Annotated in this window: 4 protein-coding genes and 1 pseudogene; 3 read left to right on the top strand and 2 right to left on the bottom strand. The window is 39.8% G+C overall.

Going from position 1 to position 4,726, the window contains the following annotated elements; translation table 11 throughout:
* Positions 1-73 precede the first annotated feature (73 nt).
* Positions 74-496, top strand: coding sequence for an IS200/IS605 family transposase (gene tnpA, locus PX481_RS14690; protein ID WP_288027383.1), 423 nt, complete (start codon positions 74-76; stop codon positions 494-496).
* Positions 497-508: 12 nt separating this feature from the next.
* Here tnpA and PX481_RS14685 read toward each other — a convergent pair whose 3' ends face one another.
* Entirely contained in the window at positions 509-973 is a 465-nt protein-coding gene (locus PX481_RS14685) for a PIN domain-containing protein (RefSeq protein ID WP_002759273.1), read from the bottom strand.
* Positions 960-1,244 (bottom strand): UPF0175 family protein, encoded by a 285-nt coding sequence (locus PX481_RS14680; RefSeq protein WP_002754799.1) that lies wholly within the window; start codon positions 1,242-1,244, stop codon positions 960-962. The genes PX481_RS14685 and PX481_RS14680 overlap by 14 nt, the downstream gene beginning before the upstream one ends.
* Positions 1,245-1,738: 494 nt before the next feature.
* Here PX481_RS14680 and PX481_RS14675 point away from each other — a divergent pair.
* Both PX481_RS14675 and bchH read left to right on the top strand, forming a co-directional pair.
* Positions 1,739-2,020 (top strand): annotated as a pseudogene (locus PX481_RS14675) (flavin reductase family protein); the annotation flags it as partial.
* Positions 2,021-2,095: 75 nt separating this feature from the next.
* A partial coding sequence (gene bchH / locus PX481_RS14670) for a magnesium chelatase subunit H (RefSeq protein WP_288094832.1) occupies positions 2,096-4,726 on the top strand: 2,631 nt, incomplete at its 3' end.

The following is a 4,726-nucleotide window of genomic DNA, read 5'->3' as shown; positions in this document are numbered from 1 at the left end:
TTAACTGATTAGCTCGCTCTAGATCAAAAACAATTGACAAAAATCGTCCAATGTCTTTCTCTATAAGGGTTCCATCTCTTATAACCCCCGTCCATTACATAACACAAACCGAAGAACCAGAAACTCTGTTTCCGATCTAAAGATACACTTGGTCTGTGTGACAAAATACAGAAGTAAGGTTTTTACTGGTAAAAGTCTGACTTTGGTTGAAAAATCTTTTAGGGAAGTTGCGGAAAAGATGAATTTTCAGATATTGGAATTTAACGGGGAGTCTAATCATATACACGCATTGATTGAATACCCGCCAAAACTATCTATTTCCGTAATGGTCAATTCTTTAAAGGGAGTCTCTAGTCGTAGGTATGGACAAGCTGGTTATCCTAAACCGCACGGGAAAGACGCTCTTTGGTCGCCCAGTTATTTTGTATCTTCTGTAGGAGGTGCGCCACTGGAAGTTCTTAAGTGCTACATTGAAAATCAGGAAAAGCCGTCGTAAAACGACGGGGTTTTAACCCAAATTTTCGATAAATTTCTGGCTGTAGTATATGCCTTGTTGTTGCATCGTTTCTATGTAAGGTTTGACTGCAGCGATCTTTCCCAACTGTTTTGCTTTAATTAAAATACCGATCGAACCTGTAATTGGAATATTGAGAGATTTACACACCTGACGAGCAGCTAATTCATAGATAAGCACTAAAGGGGCTTTTTGTTCTAGTGCAAGGACGATGACTTCTGATTCTCCTCGATCTAGAGTCGGTAATAGTAAGGAAACCTGCTGTTGAGAGGCGATTTCTCGGACAGAAATCCACTGTTCTCGTAATAGATCGATCGAGCCAGTTTTGTCCTGATCGTAAGTGCTGATTTCAAGAGCTACTGCCTTAGGAATAACGATGCTTTTAACTATTTCTTGTAAAAGACCGAGTTGACCAATTCGCGCAAAAGCGATGAGGGGAGTAGCGTTACTTACAATCATCAGGCTCCAGTTTTTCTATTCCCTTTAATTCAACCGCTAACGCCGATTCGTCATAATCAAACAATACAATCCCTTTTTTAGACAAAATATCCATAAATTCTAGGCGATTAATTCTCGCTAATTCCGCCGCTTTTCCTAAAGAAAGTCGCTTTTCTTGAAAATAATAAATAGCGGCCAGAAGTTTAATTTCTTGACCGAGTTCATCAATTCCTATTTTTAAAGCGGCAAGAACATCGGGAGAAAATTCTAGATTTAATATTTCATTTTTCATTCTAAGTACCTAGTTAAAAATAAAGTTAACTTTAGAGACAAGGGAACTCCGGAACAGGGAACAGAAGGGTTTCTGACTTTTTTTAAGATGTCTCTTAATTATTACAGCTTACAGCGTTTCTCATAAAGATGAAGTATAATCTGATTTGGCATCGTCTCCTGACTCCTGATTGAGGTGATTAAACCGCACAGTGCGCTATTATAGCAGCGGGCAGAAGGCAGAAGGAAAATCCTTGCCAGAACTGAATTTTAGCGATTTAGGTTGTCCTAACCAACTCGTTCTCTGCTATAAGTCTTATTAAGGGGGTGTTAGACCGATGCAGGTGAGATAGTGGCAGCAATTCTCATTTTGAAACGATTTTGCCTTGTTTCAGCGATCTAGAGATTCGTTAAGAATTATTAACCCCTCTAGATGCAAGGGTTTTGATGTCATGAAACCTTAAAATGAGAATTGCTGATAATACCTCCCATCGACTCTACCCACTTTATATCCATTTTGTCCTTAATATCCTGCAAGAAGGACAACATATAGCTTTAATGAAGCATTTTCTTAAACCTTTTTCCCCCGGAGAAGATCGTTTCGCTAATATCGAAACCACTAAAGCTGAGAACGGTGGGCCGATTTTGGCCGAAGCGCTCGCTTATCTGGAATGTCGGGTGGGACAACGAATGGAGTGCGGTGATCATTGGTTGATTTATGCGATCGCAGAAAAAGGTAAGGTTTTACACCAGGGTTTAACCGCTATCCATCATCGCAAATCTGGCAGTTATTATTAATTTGTTGTTATGATCATTTCAGGGGGTGTGTTAAGGCAAAATAACGCACCCTGATTTATCAGAAAATAAATTCTTATGAAAAGTATTGTTTTAATTGTTGGCTTTGAAACCTTTAACACCAATTTATATCGGCAATCGGGCCTGTTGGCTAGTTCTAAATGTCCCGATTTAGAGGTAAAAGTATTTAGCGATAAATCCTTGACGAGCGAACCGGAAATAGTCGAGCAAGCTTTAGCCACTGCCGACGTTTTTTTTGCTAGTTTGATCTTCGATTACGATCAAGTTACTTGGCTGCGGCAACGAGCGGCACAGATTCCGATTCGCTTAGTTTTTGAGTCTGCTTTAGAGTTAATGAGTTTAACCCGTTTGGGAGAATTTGCCATCGGGGATAAACCAAAAGGAATGCCAAAACCAATTCAATTTATCTTGAGTAAATTTTCCAGTGGCAAGGAAGAAGATAAGTTAGCTGGTTATCTCAGTTTCCTTAAAACTGGCCCGAAACTGCTGAAATTTATTCCCGCTAAAAAAGTTCAAGATTTGCGTAATTGGTTAATTATTTACGGTTATTGGAATGCGGGAGGAACTGAAAATGTTGCCGCTATGTGTTGGGTAATTGCCCAAAAATATCTAGGATTAAAAGTACGGGAAATACCCGAAGTTATCGAAACTCCCAATAGGGGACTATTACACCCCGATTATCAGGGTTATTTTCTCACTCCCCAAGAATATTTAGCTTGGTATAAAAAAAATAAATCTCTTGATAAACCAGTGGTGGCACTGCTGCTTTATCGGAAGCACGTTATCAGTAAATTGCCCTATATTAATCAATTAATCCGTCATTTTGAAACGGCTAATTTAATTCCCCTACCCGTGTTTATTAACGGAGTGGAAGGCCATACAATTGTTCGGGATTGGTTAACCACAGACTACGAAATTCAGCAAAGAAAAAAAGGAATCATTGAAACTCCTTCTTTAAGTGAAGATGCGGTGACAGTAGATGCAATTGTCTCGACGATTGGCTTTCCTTTGGTGGGGGGTCCTGCGGGTTCTATGGAAGCAGGAAGACAGGTAGAAGTGGCTAAACGAATTCTGTCCGCTAAAAATATTCCTTATCTTATCGCTGCCCCTTTATTGATTCAAGATATTTATTCTTGGACAAGACAGGGAATCGGTGGTTTACAGAGTGTGGTTCTATACGCTTTACCGGAATTAGATGGGGCAATTGATACAATTCCTCTGGGGGGATTAGTGGGGGAAACTATCTATTTAATCCCCGAAAGATTACAGCGTTTAACTGGACGTTTGCATAGTTGGATTAAGTTACATAAAACCCCTCCGCAAGAACGCAAAATAGCCATCATTCTCTATGGATTTCCCCCGGGTTATGGGGCAGTTGGTACGGCAGCTTTATTAAATGTTCCCCGGAGTTTAGTTAAGTTTTTACAAGCTTTACAAGCGCAGGGTTATAATCTGGGAACGATTCCCGAAGACGGGGAAGAAATTATTCAAAAAGTTAAATTTGCCGATGATGAAAATCTCTCTAAACAAAATCGTTTATCGATAGAAACTTTAGAAAATTGGCTAGGTTATCTATTAACTTCTCGCATTGAAAAACACTGGAAATCCCTTAAAGATGCGGGAATAAAAACTATTGGCGACCAATATCATTTAGGGGGAATTGAGTTAGGTAATATCTGGATTGGAGTGCAGCCACCTTTAGGAATTGCTGGGGATCCGATGCGGTTAATGTTTGAAAAAGATTTAACTCCTCACCCTCAGTATGCAGCCTTTTATCAGTGGTTACAAAAAGATTTTAAGACCGATGCGATCATTCATTTTGGTATGCACGGAACTGTCGAATGGCTGCCCGGTTCACCCCTAGGAAATACTGGTTATTCTTGGTCAGATATTTTATTAGGAGATTTACCGAATTTATATATTTATGCCGCTAATAATCCCTCGGAATCTATCCTAGCTAAACGTCGCGGTTATGGGGTGTTAATTTCCCATAATGTGCCTCCCTACGGACGAGCGGGATTATATAAAGAATTGATGATTTTACGAGATTTGATTGCCGAGTTTCGAGAAAATCCTGAGAAAAATTACGCTTTAAGAGATAGTATCCTCCAAAAGATTATTGATACAGGTATCGCTAAAGATTGTCCTTTTCTGGAAGCAGAAAAACAGGGAATAGAATTCACTTTAGAAAATGCCAAATTATTTAGCCGCTATGCACTAACCGATTATTTTGTCAAGGTGTATAATTACCTACAAATCGTCGAACAAAGACTATTTTCTTCGGGTTTACACACCCTAGGCACTGCTCCCAATCAGGAAGAATTAAAAGGTTATCTTGACGCTTATTTTACCGATTTATCTGAGCGAGAATTTCAGCAAATTATCGCTGACGAAGCAACCAATGAAAAGCTTAAAGAAGGCATTGCTATTAAAAATTTATTAGGACAAAATAGCGAAGAATTAACTAATCTTTTGCGGGGATTAAATGGGGAATATGTACCCCCAGCGCCGGGGGGTGATTTACTCCGGGATGGTGCGGGAGTTTTGCCCACAGGACGCAATATACACGCTTTAGACCCCTACCGGATGCCTTCCCCAGCAGCCTACACCCGCGGACGAGAAATCGCCAAAAAACTGCTAGAACAAAACTTAACCGAAAAAGGAAAATATCCCGAAACTGTAGCGGTT

The sequence above is a fragment of the Microcystis sp. M53603_WE2 genome (genome assembly GCF_030065435.1).
Note: the sequence above shows the minus strand (reverse complement) of the source record. Positions and strands in the feature narration are given on the sequence as shown.